Origin of the sequence: Pseudomonas sp. JY-Q (genome assembly GCF_001655295.1) — a bacterium.
Lineage (GTDB): Bacteria > Pseudomonadota > Gammaproteobacteria > Pseudomonadales > Pseudomonadaceae > Aquipseudomonas > Aquipseudomonas alloputida.
In genome coordinates this window covers 1593786-1608832 of record NZ_CP011525.1, presented here as the reverse complement: position 1 = coordinate 1608832, position 15047 = coordinate 1593786, and the positions used below count along the sequence as shown (strand labels likewise).

General features: G+C 60.4%; 29 protein-coding genes. 14 read left to right on the top strand and 15 right to left on the bottom strand.

The features are described from left to right. Window positions 1-139 precede the first annotated feature (139 nt). The 15 genes from AA098_RS07250 to AA098_RS30120 form a co-directional block, all read right to left on the bottom strand. Window positions 140-688 carry a hypothetical protein gene (locus AA098_RS07250; protein ID WP_064613985.1) on the bottom strand — a complete coding sequence of 183 codons (549 nt, stop codon included), beginning with the start codon at window positions 686-688 and terminating at the stop codon, window positions 140-142. Next, complete coding sequence (locus AA098_RS07245) at window positions 685-984, bottom strand: hypothetical protein (protein ID WP_064613984.1); 300 nt, start codon at window positions 982-984, stop codon at window positions 685-687. Before AA098_RS07245 ends, AA098_RS07250 begins: the two co-directional genes overlap by 4 nt. Then, window positions 981-1493 (bottom strand): hypothetical protein, encoded by a 513-nt coding sequence (locus AA098_RS07240; protein WP_064613983.1) that lies wholly within the window; start codon window positions 1491-1493, stop codon window positions 981-983. The genes AA098_RS07245 and AA098_RS07240 overlap by 4 nt, the downstream gene beginning before the upstream one ends. After that, the gene (locus AA098_RS07235) at window positions 1480-2892 is read right to left on the bottom strand and encodes a DnaB-like helicase C-terminal domain-containing protein (protein ID WP_064613982.1); all 1413 of its coding nucleotides are present in this window, start codon (window positions 2890-2892) and stop codon (window positions 1480-1482) included. Before AA098_RS07235 ends, AA098_RS07240 begins: the two co-directional genes overlap by 14 nt. Next, window positions 2889-3707: an ATP-binding protein gene (locus AA098_RS07230; protein WP_064613981.1), complete on the bottom strand. Its 819-nt coding sequence runs from the start codon at window positions 3705-3707 to the stop codon at window positions 2889-2891. The genes AA098_RS07235 and AA098_RS07230 overlap by 4 nt, the downstream gene beginning before the upstream one ends. After that, window positions 3694-4461, bottom strand: coding sequence for a hypothetical protein (locus tag AA098_RS07225; protein WP_256545271.1), 768 nt, complete (start codon window positions 4459-4461; stop codon window positions 3694-3696). Before AA098_RS07225 ends, AA098_RS07230 begins: the two co-directional genes overlap by 14 nt. Continuing rightward, entirely contained in the window at window positions 4458-4688 is a 231-nt protein-coding gene (locus AA098_RS07220) for a hypothetical protein (protein WP_064613980.1), read from the bottom strand. Before AA098_RS07220 ends, AA098_RS07225 begins: the two co-directional genes overlap by 4 nt. Beyond that, the gene (locus tag AA098_RS07215) at window positions 4685-5248 is read right to left on the bottom strand and encodes a hypothetical protein (RefSeq protein WP_064613979.1); all 564 of its coding nucleotides are present in this window, start codon (window positions 5246-5248) and stop codon (window positions 4685-4687) included. Before AA098_RS07215 ends, AA098_RS07220 begins: the two co-directional genes overlap by 4 nt. Then, complete coding sequence (locus AA098_RS07210; protein ID WP_064613978.1) at window positions 5245-5556, bottom strand: hypothetical protein; 312 nt, start codon at window positions 5554-5556, stop codon at window positions 5245-5247. Before AA098_RS07210 ends, AA098_RS07215 begins: the two co-directional genes overlap by 4 nt. Then, window positions 5553-6299 carry a Rha family transcriptional regulator gene (locus tag AA098_RS29445; protein ID WP_082916861.1) on the bottom strand — a complete coding sequence of 249 codons (747 nt, stop codon included), beginning with the start codon at window positions 6297-6299 and terminating at the stop codon, window positions 5553-5555. Before AA098_RS29445 ends, AA098_RS07210 begins: the two co-directional genes overlap by 4 nt. Beyond that, a complete protein-coding gene (locus AA098_RS07200) occupies window positions 6287-6586 on the bottom strand; it encodes a hypothetical protein (RefSeq protein WP_064613977.1) in 300 nt (99 codons plus the stop codon). Before AA098_RS07200 ends, AA098_RS29445 begins: the two co-directional genes overlap by 13 nt. Next, window positions 6583-6819 (bottom strand): hypothetical protein, encoded by a 237-nt coding sequence (locus AA098_RS07195; protein ID WP_054830762.1) that lies wholly within the window; start codon window positions 6817-6819, stop codon window positions 6583-6585. Before AA098_RS07195 ends, AA098_RS07200 begins: the two co-directional genes overlap by 4 nt. Beyond that, window positions 6816-7121, bottom strand: coding sequence for a hypothetical protein (locus AA098_RS07190; RefSeq protein ID WP_064613976.1), 306 nt, complete (start codon window positions 7119-7121; stop codon window positions 6816-6818). The genes AA098_RS07195 and AA098_RS07190 overlap by 4 nt, the downstream gene beginning before the upstream one ends. Next, on the bottom strand, window positions 7118-7393 hold the full coding sequence (locus AA098_RS07185) for a hypothetical protein (protein ID WP_064613975.1): 276 nt from the start codon (window positions 7391-7393) through the stop codon (window positions 7118-7120). Before AA098_RS07185 ends, AA098_RS07190 begins: the two co-directional genes overlap by 4 nt. Window positions 7394-7533: 140 nt before the next feature. Further along, window positions 7534-7869 (bottom strand): YdaS family helix-turn-helix protein, encoded by a 336-nt coding sequence (locus tag AA098_RS30120; RefSeq protein ID WP_177342669.1) that lies wholly within the window; start codon window positions 7867-7869, stop codon window positions 7534-7536. A gap of 97 nt (window positions 7870-7966) precedes the next feature. On the opposite strand from AA098_RS30120, the gene AA098_RS28100 reads away from it, so the two are divergent. The 14 genes from AA098_RS28100 to AA098_RS07120 all read left to right on the top strand — a co-directional run bounded on the left by AA098_RS28100 (window position 7967) and on the right by AA098_RS07120 (window position 15047). Next, complete coding sequence (locus AA098_RS28100) at window positions 7967-8728, top strand: S24 family peptidase (RefSeq protein ID WP_082916859.1); 762 nt, start codon at window positions 7967-7969, stop codon at window positions 8726-8728. 123 nt (window positions 8729-8851) lie between these two features. Next, on the top strand, window positions 8852-9244 hold the full coding sequence (locus AA098_RS07175) for a response regulator transcription factor (RefSeq protein WP_064613973.1): 393 nt from the start codon (window positions 8852-8854) through the stop codon (window positions 9242-9244). 37 nt (window positions 9245-9281) lie between these two features. Next, window positions 9282-9554 (top strand): hypothetical protein, encoded by a 273-nt coding sequence (locus AA098_RS07170; protein WP_064613972.1) that lies wholly within the window; start codon window positions 9282-9284, stop codon window positions 9552-9554. Window positions 9555-9661: 107 nt separating this feature from the next. Then, complete coding sequence (locus AA098_RS07165) at window positions 9662-10447, top strand: BRO family protein (RefSeq protein WP_064613971.1); 786 nt, start codon at window positions 9662-9664, stop codon at window positions 10445-10447. A 73-nt stretch (window positions 10448-10520) separates the two neighbouring features. Next, window positions 10521-10769, top strand: a complete 249-nt coding sequence (locus AA098_RS07160) for a hypothetical protein (RefSeq protein WP_064613970.1) — start codon at window positions 10521-10523, stop codon at window positions 10767-10769. Further along, a complete protein-coding gene (locus AA098_RS07155; RefSeq protein ID WP_064613969.1) occupies window positions 10766-11599 on the top strand; it encodes an SPFH domain-containing protein in 834 nt (277 codons plus the stop codon). Before AA098_RS07160 ends, AA098_RS07155 begins: the two co-directional genes overlap by 4 nt. Window positions 11600-11648: 49 nt before the next feature. Continuing rightward, window positions 11649-11840, top strand: coding sequence for a carbon storage regulator CsrA (gene csrA / locus AA098_RS07150; protein ID WP_016489240.1), 192 nt, complete (start codon window positions 11649-11651; stop codon window positions 11838-11840). Beyond that, window positions 11830-12057: a YlcI/YnfO family protein gene (locus AA098_RS07145; RefSeq protein ID WP_064613968.1), complete on the top strand. Its 228-nt coding sequence runs from the start codon at window positions 11830-11832 to the stop codon at window positions 12055-12057. Before csrA ends, AA098_RS07145 begins: the two co-directional genes overlap by 11 nt. Continuing rightward, window positions 12044-12604, top strand: coding sequence for a hypothetical protein (locus tag AA098_RS29725; protein ID WP_256545270.1), 561 nt, complete (start codon window positions 12044-12046; stop codon window positions 12602-12604). The genes AA098_RS07145 and AA098_RS29725 overlap by 14 nt, the downstream gene beginning before the upstream one ends. Beyond that, entirely contained in the window at window positions 12601-12744 is a 144-nt protein-coding gene (locus AA098_RS29440; RefSeq protein ID WP_177342668.1) for a hypothetical protein, read from the top strand. Before AA098_RS29725 ends, AA098_RS29440 begins: the two co-directional genes overlap by 4 nt. After that, a complete protein-coding gene (locus AA098_RS07135; RefSeq protein WP_064613967.1) occupies window positions 12741-13475 on the top strand; it encodes a hypothetical protein in 735 nt (244 codons plus the stop codon). The genes AA098_RS29440 and AA098_RS07135 overlap by 4 nt, the downstream gene beginning before the upstream one ends. Next, complete coding sequence (locus AA098_RS07130) at window positions 13472-13792, top strand: hypothetical protein (RefSeq protein ID WP_064613966.1); 321 nt, start codon at window positions 13472-13474, stop codon at window positions 13790-13792. The genes AA098_RS07135 and AA098_RS07130 overlap by 4 nt, the downstream gene beginning before the upstream one ends. Next, window positions 13789-14523, top strand: coding sequence for a metallophosphoesterase (locus AA098_RS07125; RefSeq protein ID WP_064613965.1), 735 nt, complete (start codon window positions 13789-13791; stop codon window positions 14521-14523). The genes AA098_RS07130 and AA098_RS07125 overlap by 4 nt, the downstream gene beginning before the upstream one ends. After that, window positions 14520-15047, top strand: a complete 528-nt coding sequence (locus AA098_RS07120) for an ead/Ea22-like family protein (RefSeq protein WP_064613964.1) — start codon at window positions 14520-14522, stop codon at window positions 15045-15047. The genes AA098_RS07125 and AA098_RS07120 overlap by 4 nt, the downstream gene beginning before the upstream one ends.

The following is a 15047-nucleotide window of genomic DNA, read 5'->3' as shown; positions in this document are numbered from 1 at the left end:
TGGATTTTTACGCTGCCTGTCAGACTCAAGGGGCTATAACGCAAAAGCCCCGGCTGTGATGGCCAGGGCTTCTTAGGGTTCGCATTCTCAAGACGCAAAACCGCAATGTGGTGAATTAGATTCTCATTTTCTCACCGCGTCAAGCTGCTTCTGCAATAAGGCCCGCCTCGTCAAGGATGACTGCCGCCGAAACGAACGCTTTGTCTAACTCCTGCTTGAGCCATCGCCGAATATCTGACCTCCACCGGTAAAGCGTTTTCTCCGGCGTGGGCGAGTCGAGATTGTCCCAGGTGTGCAGCAGCATGAATCCGTCGGGTAAGTTGGTGACAGCCCAGGCTGTGACGCACTTTTGCCGGAACAGCCAATGTGCCTTGCCCGGTGCAGCCCTGGCCACATACTGGATGGCGAGCGCCCTTTCCTGCTGCAACGACTTGCTGCTGTCGACCTTGTAAAAGGCCTCGAGCATGTTCCAATGCAGCGGCGAAAGTACCCTGTGCAGCAGCGAGCGGGTCATCGCGTCCTGGGTTAGTTGGTCAAATCGATCCAGCGGGCACGGGTTTTCTCCCTTTCCTGGCTGCGAGCCTGGAGGCTGATACTTGCCCTGCCAGGCCTGGCCCTTGTGCAGCGATATGGCGTCTAGGGTCATGGCCCTGACTACGCCGTGTTCAGCGTCACGATAAACCGTCATGCAGCCCTCCGGATGCGGCGAGGTGGTGGGTTGTCGTCCAGACCCAGCAGATTACGAAGCAGACGATCCGCCGGCTTGCTTTTGGCGTTACCTTCCGACACCCAGCGCTTGCAGTAATCCCCGAACTCAATATTGACCCGGGTGGCGTGCCAGCTGGCGACCATATCGAGCAAGCACGCCATTGCAGCGGCACCTCCAACCTTCTCCTCGGCCAGATGCTCGCCTGCGATCTTCAGGAACTTGCGCTCATGCTCTTGCAAGCTCTTGCGCGGCAATGCCGCAGTTACGTTGCTCATTGGGTCACCCCCGAGGCCATGCGAGCCTCTGCGATTCGAACAAAGCCCAGGAACTGGTCGGCGGGCATCGACTCCTTGATTACGTCGAGGATGACCCGATCCATGTGCTGCTGGGCGTGCGCCTTGGCCTCCTTGCGCAGTTGGCCGCACCGGTACAGCAGCCGGGTGCGGTCATGGTTCAAGTGCTTGAGCGCGGCCTTCGCCCGGTTGTACCAGGCTCGGTCGTATGGCGTGCCCTGGATGGCGCGCTCGACGGCCTGCGCCAGCGACAGCTCCAGGCGGATAGCGTCAGCCACCAGCTGCTCATGCAGGGCCTCACAGGCCTCAAGCGTCTCTGGCAGCTCGCGTGGGCCGACCAAACGCTGATGCACGCCTTCGGGTTTCGGGGTATTGCCAGTGGCAACAGGCTGCCCGGCACCAGCGCGCTTGGTCACGGTGACCGATACGACGGGCCGGGTCGGAGTGCGAGCGGGTGGTTTGTGGCCTGGCCACAGGTCAAAAAGTTTCATACTGAGCTCCTTTGGTGCGGTGGCGGCCGGCAAATGTCCTGCCCATTTCGACTTCTTCGTTGCTTGGCTGGTACCCGACTAGCTCGACGAACCGGTGATAAGCACCCTGGTGCTGCACCCGGCAGATGCCGGTTTCACCATGACGATTCTTGTCCACGATCAGTTCAGTGACGCCCGACTGCCCCTCCTCGGAATCGCTGTCTCGGTGGACCAGCACCACCACGTCGGCGTCGGCCTCGATCTGGCCAGAGTCACGCAGATCGCTCTTCGTGGGGCGCTTGTTCGCCCGGTTGTTTGGGCCGCGGTTCAACTGCGCCAGCACCATCACGGGCACTCCCAGTTCCTTGGCCAGCCGCTTGATCGACTTGCTGATGTCGGTGACCTGCTCATATCGACTGGCCGACTTACTCTCGCCGTTGACCAGGCCGATGTAGTCCAGCGTGACGGAGCCCAGGCCATGCTCGCGCTTGACCGTGCGGCAGATCTGACGGATATCGCGCATCGTCAGAGAGGCGTCATCACAGAAGATCAGCGGAGCGCCATCGAGCTTGCTCACAGCCGCCGTCAGGCCTGGCCAGTCGCTGTCGGCCATCGAATGTCCTTCGGTGATGTGCTTCAACTGCACGCTACCCACTGAGGCCAGCGACCGGTTTGTCAGCTCCACATCCGTCATCTCAAGGCTGAACACCAGCGACGTGGACTTGGCCACCAACGCCACCCGCTCTGCGATACCCAGGCCCAGGGTGGTCTTGCCGCTACCCGGGGCGCCAGCGATGACGACCATGTGCCCGGCGCAGATGCCGGGAATGAACTTGTCGAGCGATGGCAGCCCGGTATCGAAGCCCAGCACCACCTCGCGGTTGAACCGGCGGTCAATCCCGTCGATTGCCTCGGGCAGGATCTCGCCCACGAAGCGGTACCGCTTGCGGGAATCCAAACCTTCCGCCTCAAGGGCGATCCAGGCCTGCTGCCCCTGCGCCAGCACTTCGTCCAGCGAGTCGCCATCTTTCAGACGCTCCGACATGATGTGCGCAGCAGCGATCACCCGGCGGGCCACAGACCGCTGCTTCACGATCCGGGCGTACTCTGCGAAGTTTGCTGCGCTCGGCGTGTTGTGAGCGATGTGAGCAGCCACTGCCAGCGTGCCACGGCCGTCTGCCAAGGTCGGCCTGGCATCTGACAGGGTTACCACGTCGATCTGCCGCCCCTTCGCTTTGAGCGCCAGCAGCAACTCAAACAGCTCCGCGCAGTCGGCCTGGTAGAAATCCCCGACCTCAAGCTTCACGTCGTCAATGAGCGCTGGCTGGTGGATCATGGCGCCGATCAGGGCGTGCTCCGACTCAGGGCTGTGCAACCGTGACACATCCTTTGTGCAAGCCACATAATCTTGGTTGATCATGCAACCCCTCCAACACGCGCTGACGACCATGTGAAGGGAGCCAGTAGGCCGCCGTTCTCGCGCAGGCGGTCCATGGCCCGCGGCCCAATGAAGGCCGGCAGTTGCTCGCGGTCCTGGTTGCTGATCAGGATCGTCGGTCGAACAAGCTGATAACGTCGGTCGATCACCTCATGCAGCAGACTGGGCATGAAATCCTTGCCTGGACGCGGCGTGTGCATGCCGACCTCATCGATCACCAGCAGGTCGACTGCAGCAAGTTCAGCCAGCAGGTCGGACTTCGAAGGCCCGGCGTTGCTGCGGAAGCTGTCCGTCACGGCCTGCATGATCGCCTCGGCAGTGACAATCAGGCACTTGGCGCCATATTCCCGAACAACGTGCTGCAAGATGGCGCAGGCCAGGTGAGTTTTACCGTTCCCGACCTCGCCCAGCAGCATCAGTGCGCGCCCAGCCCGGTAGTGGCCTTCGAACTCCTCGGCGTAGCGCCGGCAAATAGACTGGGCACGGACCTTGGCCGATTCAGCGTTGGTGATGAAGCTGTCGAACGTGCAGCCCCGGAAGCGCGGTGTGATGCCGGTAGCGAACAGGTCGCGGTTGAGCTCCTCGGCTTCTCTCTCGGCGTACGCAGCGTCTCGCACGCTTGCTTCGCACTGGAGGTTCAGTGCCTCCCACCGGCAGCGCGGGCACTCAGTCGCCTTCCATCCGCCATCAAACTGCTCGACCTGCTTAGTTTCGTACTGGCCATGACCAGGCACTTCGCAGCTGGCAATGCCGGTGGCGCGCTCGGCAGGGGCTGGCCTGAATTTAGATGAAGTCATCAGGGTACATCTCCTGGTGGTGGGCCGGGACCTGCAGCACTGCGCTTACCTGGGGCTTTGCATTTGCGCCAGCGGCTGCAGGCAATTCGTCTTCCCACCGTTTTCCGTTCAGCCAGGTGGCTGCGTGCGGGATGTACTGGCCACCGTCCTTGGTCCAGTCGTGAGAATTGCTCCAGGCAGCCAGAGCGGTACCGATGCGGGCGAACAGGGAGGCGTCCACCTTGAGCTTCGCCCAGGCCTTCACGGCCTTGTCCTTCCCAACCTTGCGCGGGTACAGCTTCCAGAACCGTTCAAACTCAACAAGCGACTCCCCCGAGTTGCACGAGGGTTTTTCAGTCCTTGCTGGTTTTTTCAGTCCTTGCTTACCTTCAATACTTACTAGTGTCGGATTTGCCGGATACGGCTGAGCCGGATACGGTGTTGCCGGATACGGCGAATCCGGAAGCGGTGTTTCAGATACGATGTAGTTGATCTCGCCCAGCACGCCGGCCTCGTCGCGATCTTGCCGACGAGCCACGTACCCTGCGTTGATCAGCTCTTGGAGCAAGCCGTAGACACCGTCTCGACCAGTTGGCTTGGCTGAGTTCGAAGTCTCACCACGCAGATGTGCCACGGAGATCTCCCAGTGGTCAGGCTTGCCCAGGAGGAAGACCAGCAGCCCGCGGGCAGCCCAGCTAAGCCGGGCGTCCTCGCTGATTGCCTTATTCAGCATGTAGAAATTCGCCTCGGGGCGAGGCGCGCGAATGATGCTCACAGATCAAGCTCCTCTGTGACACGGCGCACGAAGGCGTCGTAGCTCTCGGCCATCTCGAAGCCGTTGTCTTCCATGGCCTGGCGCCCGGCCTTGGCCAGCTCGTAAAGGGTCCAGCGCTCTCGCTCTGGAAGTCCGCGGAATTGGGCATAGGTAGGCCAGGGACCGTTGATGATCGTCGCGCCAGCGCGCTGCTGGAGCGCCTGGGCATGGTTCGGGGTCATAGTCATTGGAGAGTCTCCGATGAGGGACCAGTGATCTTCGCTGCATGCTTGGCTAGGTCGGTCATGCTCCCGCCCGCAAGTCGCAGAACGAGCGAGCGCAGCGCCGTCACAGCATCAAGGGAGGAAACCCTGGCTTCGGCCATTTCAAGCGCATGCGGCGAATGGTTGGTGATCGTCTCGAACACCTTCTCGGCGTAGTTGAACGACGCACTGGCGAGTTGCAGGTTGCTCAGGCCATCGAATGCTGTCGGCGAAAGCGGTTGATTGGGTGGCGAAACAAGCGGGATGCTGAAGGTTGGTGGTTCACCCCCATCCAGCAGATGCCGGCGCTCCTGCTCAAGGTGCTCGCCCAGTACGACCGAGGCATCGTTGCCCGTCTGGCGCTCGAACAGCACGCTGAGTGCCAGGCTCGCACCGACCAAGCCGACATAGGTTTCGTCGTACTCGCGGATCTTGGCGCCATCGCTGATTACCTCGATGGCATCCATGACCGCCTCGAAGGACAGCAGCATCAGAGACGCATTGGAGAACTTCTCGAAATAGGCCTTGTTGATTACCTCGCTCATTGGGCACGCTCCAGGCGCTCGACGAGCGTCCGCAGCTTGCGCTTGAGGCGGGTGGTCAAGTCTCGCTGTACCTTCCAGCGCTCGTATGCCACGTCGGTGAAGGCGATGACCCCGGCAAACTCTTCATCGTATGGGTTGACCCGCTTGTTGGTGTCCGAGAAAGGCCTGCCGTAGGCGTCGAAGTACACCCGGTACATGGCGTTCAATTCGTTGCGCAAGGAGTTGCGCTTGGTCTCAGCACGCTGGTAGTCGACTGCGGCCTCAGCAATCTGCTCCATCAGTTGCTGGTAGGTTGGTTTGGCTTTCATTCGTGTTCTCCAGCAGTGCCGAACAGCTCGGCTAGGTCAATTTGGTAGACGGCTGCCCAGGCGGCAGCAGGCCAGGAGCGAACCCAGCCGAATCGAGGGTCTTGGACTTTCGGGGCGGCCACACCGTGGCTGTCGCACCAATTCTTGAGCGGGCGGAAACCCTGGCCACCGAAGCTCCGGTGGACCGCCTTTTCAACCGCCGTCACGGTGGCGTGCTGGCAACCACGACCCAGTTCGTTCTCCAGGTGCATTGCCTTGCGGACTGCAGCTGATGCAGTGGCCATGGCGGTGGCTTCCCGCCGGCTGCCGATCTCGGCCTTGGTGGCGATCGCATGGTCACGCTGCTCCAGCGCCAGCTGCTCCGAACGTTTTGTCGCCAGCAGATGCTCCAGGGCCTCGATGTAGTTCTCGGGCATGGATGACTTGGCCCGGCTGCGCTCCTGGACCAACTCCCAGAACTCGCGGACCAGCTTTTTCTTGAAGGCGCGGACGATCTCGGTGTTGCGCATGTAGGTGAGTAGCAGCGTGGCCTGCGGCTCTGTCAGCAGAGCGATCTCTCGCGTCTGCACACCACCAGCCGTTTCGAAGGGGTCTACCTCGAATCGAACCCTTCCAAACTCCCAAAGATCGTCGTGATACTTGCGCACAAGAGCGATAACGCTCGCATGCTCGTTCTCGGTCCCTGAAGCGATAGCAGTGGTCGGCGTGACGGCATCGCCGTCCTTGATGACTACCAGGCACATGCCGCACCTCCCGCGCCACGTTTTACAGCGGTAGGTTTTTGTGGCGCGACGGGCTGCTGGGCTTCAAGGTTGCGGAGGTTTTCATCCATCTTCCGCGCCCACTCCTCGGCGTTGGTCGCCCACTCCTCGGCTTGTATGGCCCCGATACCGGCCAAGCGACCTGCGGTGTCAGGCTCAGGCAGCAATTTGCTCACAGCCAGGAACATGGTCTTGAAGTCGTTGAGCTTTTCCCGCAGCACCATCAGGTCGTCGTAGGCTTCATCAGCAATGTTTTGAAGGGTCTTCATTGGGCTTCCCCTGCTGCATTCATCAGCTGAGACAACTGGTCCCGGGCTTGCTCGGCCAGCATGTACATCGCTTCGTGGATGGCCGACTCACCATGGAAATCAAGCTGAGGCGCGAACCCGTTCTGCTGGTCGTCCTTAAAGGCATGGTTGTCCATGAGGATGGAGGCGAAGCTCTCGATCACGCGCAGGCGGGACAGGACCTTTTCGCCCAGGTCGCTGATTGAGGGGGTCATTGGGATACCTCCGCGCCACGAACTGGCGAGGGTTGGTTTTGTGGCGCGAGGTCTTCGGCTTCGCGGATAGAGCCAGCGACAGCGTCAATCAATGCCTCGCATTGCTGGGTCAAAACCCGGATCGCATAGACTTCATTGGCATTGTCTGGAGCTGCGTCTACGAGACCAGCGAGCATCGCGTTTACGCCTGACAGGATGGTGCTTGCGGCCTCTATAGCCAGGTAGCAGCTTGTGCCTTGATTGACCTGGAGCGCGACGCCAGAGACCAGGAATGCCTGGATGCGAGTGACGAAGGCAGTCATTGGGCACCCCCTTGCTCAGCGGCATGAGGGAGCGCGTCTTGGTAGGCGTGTTCGTGATAGGCGTAGAGCGTTTCTGCACAGTGCTCTAAGGCGCTCAGCAAGGCCTCGCGGTCGCGTCCACTAAGCAACTCGCAAGACTCCGCCTGGTCTTCGAGCAGTATCCGGGAGATGCCGTGAACGCCATAGGCTGCACGGAAGCGGCTACGAAGATCGCTCAAGTGAGGCTTACGTGGTTGCGCAGTTGATTGCGCGGTGGTATTTTCGTGTTTCATTGTTTTGTCCTTTCTCAAGACAAAGTGATACCAAGACACCCGTTGGCGCGGGTGCCGACTAAGAAGCTCAGCTAAGGCTGGGCTTTTTTGTGGGCGGTCGAAAATTCAGCCGCTCAGCAAAAACTGGAATGGGGATGGCTTCATGGCGAGGCCTGCGAGGTACTGGATGGATTAACAGCCACTCCAGTGGAGCTGTGCTGATGGCAGGCTGCCGGTATCGTTGCAGGCATGGTCGGCGGAGCGGATTTACTGTAGCTCTTGGCTCGCTTCGGGGTGCTCCATTGAAGGTCAGGGCGTAACTCTTGACGAGAGACTGCTCCACCCGTGACTTCTTCGATCTGCAACGCCCTTTCCGCTGTAATGGAACGATCGCCTGACACAAGTCGAGATAGATATGACGGGGTGACGCCAAGCCGCAATGCGATGACCTTCTTGCCGCCCCTTGGTAAGGCGTCGAGGAATTCAGCCAGGTTCATTGAATTTACCCAATGGTGCATTTTTAACTAGCTTGCACAAGGAAATGTACCAATTCAAGGTAATTTTCCATTTGGGAAATAAAAGGTACAGTTAGGCATGGATATCAACGACCCCAATCATTTAAGAAACGTGCGTCGACTACGTCTGCGAGAACTGGTTAGATCGCATTTCGGCGGTCGCCAGTCAGCCTTTGCTAGCGCGATTGAGCGTTCGCCCTCCTATGTAGCACGCCTGTTCTCCGATAATCCTTCGCACTCGAGGAACATCGGCGAATCCTTGGCTCGCCAGATAGAAGAGCTATGTAACCTGCCGTCTGGCTGGCTGGATCAATCAGGTGATGAGCCAGCAGTTGTGACCGCCAGGTCGCCAGAGGACCGATCTGGATTGAGCGTCAAGGAATGGGTGTCAACCGACGATCACGAATACGAGTTCCGCCAAGTATCCATCCCGGTTCTTGAAATCCCGGAAAGCTGGGGCGGTCGGCAGCGTGAGATTTGGAGTGAAACTCCGGTGCGCGCTATCACTATTGACCTAGCATGGCTGCGTAGGTCGATGTCGATGACTGACATCTCTAACCTAAGGGTCTCGACAGGCCTAGGGGATAGCATGACGCCTACCATCAAGCACGGCGACACATTGATAGTGGACGTGGGCGTTCAGGAAGCCCTGTATGACGGGGTTTACGTCGTACAAATCGGCTCGGTGCTGACGATCAAGCGCATCCAGAGAGATATGAGCGGAATGCGTATTCTCTCGGATAATCAGCAATTTAAAGAAGTGATGATTCCTCTAGAAATGGAAGATCGCGTCAAGGTGGTTGCCCGTGTGGTGTACATCTGGAGCGGTAGTAGGGTCTAGCCTTTACCAAATTTACCAAGCCCGCCTTTTGCGGGTTTTTTTTGGTAATTTTTTCATGGTGTATTGACAAGAATTTACCAATTGGTACTCTTTGGACAACAGCCAAACGCAAGGAGAGCCACCATGACCACCGCAACCACCATCACCATCGGATCGTGGCAAGGCTTCCTCGGCCTCGGCCTGGCAGAGCGTGAACTGCAATGCGTGCTTGGGGTGGCCCAGGGGAAGACAAGCAAGGAGTTGGCGCGTGACTTGGGCGTGCAGGCTGACAGCGTGAAAAAGCGTCTGGCGTCGGCGATGTTCAAGCTACAGGTGAACCGCCGTGCGGCGCTTGTCGGCGAAGCCATGAGGCGCGGACTGATCTCACCAGCCGCGATCTTGGCTGCGATCTTGGCAGTACACGGCGCGGTCAGCGATGAGGTGCTGCTGAAGGTTCGTCGGGGCGGTGGTGGCGAACGCCGGGTCGAGCTTCGCGTTGCGGCGCGGCGGGTTGAGCAGTTCCAGGTGGCTGCGTAAGCGCCAACGCAAACAAACCTCAACGCAGGACAAACCCATGATCAGCGTGACTATCGGTATCAGTTCGCATTCGAGCCAAGCAGCAGTAGGACCAGCCATCACTCCTGCTCCGGCGAAACTGACCACCATGAAGGAGCTGGCTGAGCTCCTGAAGATGGACCGCAGCGCGGCTCGCCGCTACGTGATGCGCCTGGGCCATGTACCGAAGCGCGCCCGTACCGCCTCAAGCGGATTCCAAACCGCCCTGGTGTTCGACCACGACCAGGTGCGCCAGATCGTTGAGGCCCGACAGGCGGACGGTTACTGCTGACATGGCCCGGTCAGCGTCGAGGGCTTTCCAACGAGAGCTCTGTGCGGTGACCAAGCCCGGGCGAAGGGGGTAGCGAAACGCGACCCCCATCCTTTCGGAGATACCAGATGAACGTAACGCTTTTCAACTTCCGCAAGTCCCAGGTCCGTGTCGTCACTGAGGACGATGGAATCCCGTGGTTTGTCGGTAAAGACGTGTGTGACTTGCTGGGCTACACCAACGCCAGTAAGGCCATGAGCGACCATTGCAGGGGTATAACGAAACGTTACCCCCTTTTGACTGCAGGTGGCGTCCAGGATCTTCGCGTTCTGTCAGAACCGGATACCCTCCGTTTGATCGTCAACAGCACCATGCCCGCAGCTCAGGAGTTCGAAGCCTGGGTATTCGAGGATGTGCTGCCGACGCTTCGCCGTACCGGCACTTATAGCATGCCTCAAGTGCATCAGCAGCCAAGCGCCCACGACGCGACGATCCTGATTGAGTCGATGGCTCGAACTTTGAATCTTCCACCATCCGCAACTTTAGGAATGTACCAAAAATATGCTCTGAAGATCGGCCAGGCCGACCTGCTCCCGGTGTATGCGATTGACGCGCCGGACGGCGACAGCAGCAGCCACACAACAGCCGCCCTAGCCACTCTCATCAAGAAGACCGGCCTACCAGTAACTGCTCGCAAAGCGTACTTGTGCATGCAATCTGCCGGCCTGGTCGAACGGAAAGAACGCCCGAGCAAGACCAAGGGTATCAAGGAGTTTTGGGCGCTCACCGATGCTGGTTTGAAGTACGGCAAGAATGTCACGAACCCGAAGAATCAACTTGAAGTTCAAGTTCACATCTTTGAAAGCAAATTCGACGACTTGTGCGAACTTTTGGATGTGCATGGTTTGCGCTAACCAATAAGTAACACCTCAACTTCACTCGAAAGCCAACAAACGCGGCGGGGCCCTGCTCGCCCTGGAGAAAGTGATGAAGCTCCCTTCAATCAAAACGCTGGACCTGCTGATCAACCTGACCTGCGCCTTCTTGTACCTGGTCATTTCGCTGGCGGTGGTGCGCTTCATCGCGCCAGCCCTGATCAGCAGCGAGTCGGACGGCCTAGTGATCATCGGCTTGGCGCTGCTCGCCATCTGGCTGATCGCGTCGATCACGCTTGCCTACCACCTTTTCAACAAGCGCCGCACTCAAGCGGCAATCACCAAAGAGGAAGACCAATGAAGCGTTTACTCGCTGCTGTATCGCTGTGCGCTCTCGCCGTCCTGGGCGGGTGCTCGAAGGTTCCGGCAGGCAATGTCGGGGTCATCGTCAACCTGTACGGCTCGGAAAAAGGCGTTGAGCTCAAGGAAGTCGGTACCGGCAAGTACTGGGTCGGCATCAACGAAGAGCTGTATCTGTTCCCGACCTTCACCCAAACCGAGACCTGGACCGGCGACGAAACCATCACTTTCCAGACCGTCGAGGGCATGAAGGTTGGCGGCGACGTGGGCATCACCTATGCCGTGGCGCCGGACAAGGTCACCACCCTGTTCCAGAAGTACCGCGCCGGCATCGACGAGATCACCAACAAGTTCCTGCGCAACATGGTCCGTGACGCCTTCAACGACGTGGCTTCGAAGCTGCCGGTGGAAAGCGTGTACGGGCAAGGCAAGGCTGACCTGCTGCTGGCGGTCGAGCAGCGCGTCCGCACTCAGGTGGCGCCGATCGGCATCAACCTAGAGCGGATCTACTACGCCTCCGACCTAGCCCTGCCACCACAGGTCACCGCCAGCCTGAACGCCAAGATCCAGGCCACCCAGATGGCCGAGCAGCGCCGTAACGAAGTGGCCCAGGCCAAAGCCGAGGCTGATAAGGAGCGCGCGCGGGCACAGGGCGAGGCTGACGCCAAGTTGCTGATCGCGAAAGCTGACGCACAGGCCATCGAGGTCCGCGCCCAGGCTCTGCGCGCCAACCCCGACGTAGTGACCCTGAATGCGGTGGAGAAGTGGGACGGCAAGCTGCCTACCTACACCGGTGGCCAGGCCCCTCTGCCCTTCATCGGCATCAAGTGATCTCAAGGGGTGGTGATGGTCACCACCCCTCCCCTACAGGAGTTTGACCATGTTGATCTTGACCCGCCGCGTAGGCGAAACCATCCGCATCAATGATGACATCAGCGTCACCGTCCTTGGCGTCAACGGCATGCAGGTTCGCCTGGGTATTGAAGCGCCGTCGGACGTTGAAGTGCACCGCCAGGAAATCTACGAGCGCATTCAGGCGCAAAAGGGAGAGGAGGTGAGCCATGAGCTTTGAATACGGCTCCCGCGAAGCGGACAAATTCGTAGTGCGCTTGCCTGACGGTATGCGTGACCAGGTTGCAGCGGCAGCCAACGCAGATGACCGCAGCATGAACAGCTTGATCGTCACCGCGATCCGCAACGAGCTGGATGGGCGTGCGCGCGCCAACGCCCTCCTCGATGCGCTCGCCCAAGCAACAGAAGCCAAGGGGGTTCAACATGCAAGCGCCTGACCGTATCACCCTGGTGCTGCGCGCACCTGAGGGCGGAAGTCTGGAACAGGTCTTGCCGTTCGCCCTGCTCGGCGCGCACGTTTCGATCGGTCGCGGCCTGGCAGTGATCGCCGGCGCAAGCAAGGGCGACCTGCAGGCCGAGCTTGAGAAAGCTCTGATGGGTGCGAACTCGCAAGGATCTGCGTACGTGTATGCGCCTTGGAGCGACGTGCAGGTGCTGGATTTCTTGTCTGTCGCGCTGCGCCATGTCGTGGTCGAGGGTGACCTGCAGTACAGCCATATCAACGACGCAATGCGGTACATGGCCGAGAAGAGCGAGCCAGCTTTTTGCAAGGCGTTCAACATCGACGACCACGTCAAGCTGGTGGCCGATGCTCGCCGATACCGCTGGTTGCGTGACCGAGAGCGAATCGAAGATCCCGACGAAGACCTGCTGGTGGTGCGCGGCGATAACTGGCTATCCGGCGAAGAGCTGGATCAGGAGATTGACACCGCCCTGCGCGTGCAGGCCCTGCAGCAACAGGTGGTGCAGGAGCAGCTGCCATGACTCAGGCCTGCATGCTCCTGTTGCTGTGGGAAGCCCTGCAGCACCGTCAAACCACCTTTGGCCAAGTGCTCGACCTGTCCACCGCTTGCGGCCTGGACGGTCGCCGGGTGCTGGCCGACCATTTCCGGAGGCTGCCATGATCAAGCGCAGAGCAATCAACCCCGCCGCCCTCCCCGCCGTGGGTCAGCCCCTGAGCGGCGGCTTCTTCGCCGGCCGGATCTTCTTCGACGGCGCCGAGCACGCTGTCATCGACGCCGGCCGTGAGTTCGAGACCGCTGCCCAGTGGTGGGAGCAACCCGGCCCGCGCGTGAACGTCCGCGGCGCCCTGTCGTTCCATGACGGCCTGGAGAACACCCGCGCCATGGCCGAGGCCGGTAGTGCGATCGCCCGGAAGGTGCTTGGAATGACCATCCGTGGGCAGCGAGGGTGGCATCTGCCAAGTATTGAGCAATTGCAGGTCATGCGGGCGAACCTTCTCCAACTGCCGGACTGGGACCGTTACTACAGCGCTCTCCGTGCCGGCGGGCCGACCCAGGCCTTCACCCACATGGACTACTGGTCCAGCACGCAGAACTCCGCCGGAAGCTCTTGGTGCCTACACATGCTGCCCTGGTGTACACCGACTACCAACTGGGCCAGCAAGTGCAAGGGTATTCGCCCGGTGCGCACCCTGGTGATCAGCCAAGAGACCTTCGTACATGAGCCATCGACCGATGCAGCCGTGGCCAGCGCCGATCTGCGCGGCCTGGCCAACCAGCAAGCCGTGGCTACCGTGCTCGAACGGTTCGTGAACGAGGACGCCGGGAAGTTCTACGGGCGCGCAGAGGCGCTGGTGGCTGAGCTGGCGGCGCTGGCGGGAGGTCGGACATGATCCAGACCCTGATCTCCACCGCTATCAGCGCCGTCATCAGCCTGTCACTGCTGTTCGGAGGTGCCCCGCTCAGCCGCTTCGCCTTCTACGTCACTGTGGCCTTCAACGCCATGGCCTGGATCGGCTGGGCATCAGGGACCGTAACCGGTGAAGTGGCCGATCGGATTCTGCGCTACTGGTGGATCAGCTTGCCCAGCACAGGATTCCAGCTCTACGCGCTGATCTACAGCGGCCACCCCATGCTGGCTGCCTCTGCCTTCGTGGTGTCCTTCTTCATCGTCGCCTCCGCTGCACGGGCCACGGGGGTGCTGTCGTGAGCATCCTGAGGCACTTCCCCATCAACACCGCCGGCCGCGACCTCGCGGTGGGCGACATTCACGGGCACTTTACCCGCCTGCAGCGCGCCCTGGACGCGGTCAGCTTTGATCCTGCCACTGATCGGCTGTTCTCGGTAGGTGACCTGGTCGACCGCGGGCCCGAGTCTGACCAGGTGGACACCTGGCTGGCCAGGCCATGGTTCCACGCCGTGCGCGGAAACCACGAGCAGATGGCGATCGAGGCATACCGGCTTGATCCCTCGGGCCGCATAGGTGACGTGCACCTTTCCAACGGCGGTGCATGGCTCTATGCCAGATCATCCGTGGAACAGGCCTGCTACGTAGAACTGCTGGCCGACCTGCCGCTGATCATCGAGGTCATGACGCCCCAGGGCCTGGTCGGGATAGTGCACGCCGACTGCCCTTTCCCGACCTGGCAGATGCTCAAGTCCTGGGCCGAAGGCTGCATGCCGGGCATGCGCAATGTCGAGGAGGCGGTGCAGTGGTCGCGCAGCAGAATCACCCACGAGCAGCACCACGGTGTTGGCGGCATACGGGCGGTGGTGGTCGGTCACACCCCGGTTCGGCGCCCGGCGGTGCTGGGTAACGTCTACCACATCGACACCGGTGGCTGGATGGATGGCCGCTTCACGCTGCTGGACCTGAACACCCTGCAGGCTCACCCGCCGATTGATCCGAAGCTGAGCTGGGACTGGGAGGATCGACCATGAGCATCGACAAAGACAAGCTGAAAGCCCTGGCGCTGGCCGCTACTCCTGGCCAGTGGGTCACAGAGGGTGAGTACGTCAATGAGCACGGCCACCTCCTGTACGCCTACGTGGCGCATGAGAACAGCGGGATGATCGCGGAGGCCTTCGCCAACTGCCGGGTTAAAACGGATGAAGAGTGCCGCGCCAATGCGGCTTTCATCGCTGGCGCCAATCCGGCCAATGTCCTCGCCCTGCTGGCCGAGTTTGAAGCGCTGCATGACCGGGCTGCCTACTGGCGCCAGCGGGCCAAGAGCGCCGAGGGCCACCTATACACGTCTGACTTCCAGGCGGCATGCGATGCGCTGCATCTGGATAGCAACTATGCCGACACCTCAGCGGAGCAGCTCACCGAGGTTCAGAAGGCGCGGATCAGCTCAGCAGTTAACACGGTGTTGCGGGCGGTGAATGCGCGGCGAGATCTGCGCCGGCCGACTGACGTGACAGATCGGCGTGACAACCAAAACCTGACGCGTCAGGAGGAATAG

Coding starts and splice junctions, on each gene's coding strand:
- AA098_RS07250 (WP_064613985.1), bottom strand. CDS start 688: ATGACGGTTTATCGTGACGCTGAACACGGCGTAGTCAGGGCCATGACC.
- AA098_RS29440 (WP_177342668.1), top strand. CDS start 12,601: ATGACTCAGGCCTGCATGCTCCTGTTGCTGTGGGAAGCCCTGCAGCAC.
- AA098_RS29725 (WP_256545270.1), top strand. CDS start 12,044: ATGCAAGCGCCTGACCGTATCACCCTGGTGCTGCGCGCACCTGAGGGC.
- AA098_RS07245 (WP_064613984.1), bottom strand. CDS start 984: ATGAGCAACGTAACTGCGGCATTGCCGCGCAAGAGCTTGCAAGAGCAT.
- AA098_RS29445 (WP_082916861.1), bottom strand. CDS start 6,299: ATGTGCCTGGTAGTCATCAAGGACGGCGATGCCGTCACGCCGACCACT.
- AA098_RS07210 (WP_064613978.1), bottom strand. CDS start 5,556: ATGAAAGCCAAACCAACCTACCAGCAACTGATGGAGCAGATTGCTGAG.
- AA098_RS07170 (WP_064613972.1), top strand. CDS start 9,282: ATGATCAGCGTGACTATCGGTATCAGTTCGCATTCGAGCCAAGCAGCA.
- AA098_RS07130 (WP_064613966.1), top strand. CDS start 13,472: ATGATCCAGACCCTGATCTCCACCGCTATCAGCGCCGTCATCAGCCTG.
- AA098_RS07200 (WP_064613977.1), bottom strand. CDS start 6,586: ATGAAGACCCTTCAAAACATTGCTGATGAAGCCTACGACGACCTGATG.
- AA098_RS07155 (WP_064613969.1), top strand. CDS start 10,766: ATGAAGCGTTTACTCGCTGCTGTATCGCTGTGCGCTCTCGCCGTCCTG.
- AA098_RS07145 (WP_064613968.1), top strand. CDS start 11,830: ATGAGCTTTGAATACGGCTCCCGCGAAGCGGACAAATTCGTAGTGCGC.
- AA098_RS07220 (WP_064613980.1), bottom strand. CDS start 4,688: ATGACTATGACCCCGAACCATGCCCAGGCGCTCCAGCAGCGCGCTGGC.
- AA098_RS07215 (WP_064613979.1), bottom strand. CDS start 5,248: ATGAGCGAGGTAATCAACAAGGCCTATTTCGAGAAGTTCTCCAATGCG.
- AA098_RS28100 (WP_082916859.1), top strand. CDS start 7,967: ATGGATATCAACGACCCCAATCATTTAAGAAACGTGCGTCGACTACGT.
- AA098_RS07185 (WP_064613975.1), bottom strand. CDS start 7,393: ATGAAACACGAAAATACCACCGCGCAATCAACTGCGCAACCACGTAAG.
- AA098_RS07160 (WP_064613970.1), top strand. CDS start 10,521: ATGAAGCTCCCTTCAATCAAAACGCTGGACCTGCTGATCAACCTGACC.
- AA098_RS07230 (WP_064613981.1), bottom strand. CDS start 3,707: ATGACTTCATCTAAATTCAGGCCAGCCCCTGCCGAGCGCGCCACCGGC.
- AA098_RS07235 (WP_064613982.1), bottom strand. CDS start 2,892: ATGATCAACCAAGATTATGTGGCTTGCACAAAGGATGTGTCACGGTTG.
- csrA (WP_016489240.1), top strand. CDS start 11,649: ATGTTGATCTTGACCCGCCGCGTAGGCGAAACCATCCGCATCAATGAT.
- AA098_RS07165 (WP_064613971.1), top strand. CDS start 9,662: ATGAACGTAACGCTTTTCAACTTCCGCAAGTCCCAGGTCCGTGTCGTC.
- AA098_RS07120 (WP_064613964.1), top strand. CDS start 14,520: ATGAGCATCGACAAAGACAAGCTGAAAGCCCTGGCGCTGGCCGCTACT.
- AA098_RS07135 (WP_064613967.1), top strand. CDS start 12,741: ATGATCAAGCGCAGAGCAATCAACCCCGCCGCCCTCCCCGCCGTGGGT.
- AA098_RS07195 (WP_054830762.1), bottom strand. CDS start 6,819: ATGACCCCCTCAATCAGCGACCTGGGCGAAAAGGTCCTGTCCCGCCTG.
- AA098_RS07175 (WP_064613973.1), top strand. CDS start 8,852: ATGACCACCGCAACCACCATCACCATCGGATCGTGGCAAGGCTTCCTC.
- AA098_RS30120 (WP_177342669.1), bottom strand. CDS start 7,869: ATGAACCTGGCTGAATTCCTCGACGCCTTACCAAGGGGCGGCAAGAAG.
- AA098_RS07190 (WP_064613976.1), bottom strand. CDS start 7,121: ATGACTGCCTTCGTCACTCGCATCCAGGCATTCCTGGTCTCTGGCGTC.
- AA098_RS07240 (WP_064613983.1), bottom strand. CDS start 1,493: ATGAAACTTTTTGACCTGTGGCCAGGCCACAAACCACCCGCTCGCACT.